Origin of the sequence: Mesorhizobium sp. M4B.F.Ca.ET.089.01.1.1 (assembly GCF_004022605.1) — a bacterium.
Lineage (GTDB): Bacteria > Pseudomonadota > Alphaproteobacteria > Rhizobiales > Rhizobiaceae > Mesorhizobium > Mesorhizobium abyssinicae.
In genome coordinates this window covers 1-496 of sequence record NZ_RZOS01001336.1, presented here as the reverse complement: position 1 = coordinate 496, position 496 = coordinate 1, and the positions used below count along the sequence as shown (strand labels likewise).

The following is a 496-nucleotide window of genomic DNA, read 5'->3' as shown; positions in this document are numbered from 1 at the left end:
CGTTTGGCACCAACACAGCAACTTTTCACCCTGATCTCGCCGACGACATTAGACGCGCCGCCTTGGCAGCCCTTGGAGAGAAGACCGCGCATGACCGCATCGCAGCCTGAAGACACGCGCCGCGAGCGCGCGGAGGCATACCAGCAAGAGTGGGGCGGGACGACCTTCGAACAATCTGACGGCGATTGGCTCGTTGTCGGTTCAACGATCGGCACCGGAGCAGTGCAGTCCGTCCGGTTCACCCATACTGGAATAAGAAAGGTCGATATCCCGTTGGGCGGCAGGTCGCGGCCGAAGCCCGCACCCGCCAACGACAACAAGAAGAGCGCCAAGCACGAAGCGGCGCCATTTCCTGGCGTTGTCTCGAGCGGCGAGTTCGTCGCTGACTTCACACCGCCCGACTACCACATTGACGGCGTAGCGCAGGCTGCGTTCATCTACTCGCTCACCGGCATGACAGGCGCCGGCAAGACGGCCGTTCTGCTCTGCCTTACGT

1 protein-coding gene is annotated in these 496 nt (G+C 62.3%); it reads left to right on the top strand.

The window, feature by feature from the left end; genetic code table 11:
* Nucleotides 1-90: 90 nt before the first annotated feature.
* On the top strand, nt 91-496 hold a 406-nt coding region (locus tag EN780_RS37420), incomplete at its 3' end, for a hypothetical protein (protein ID WP_133373009.1).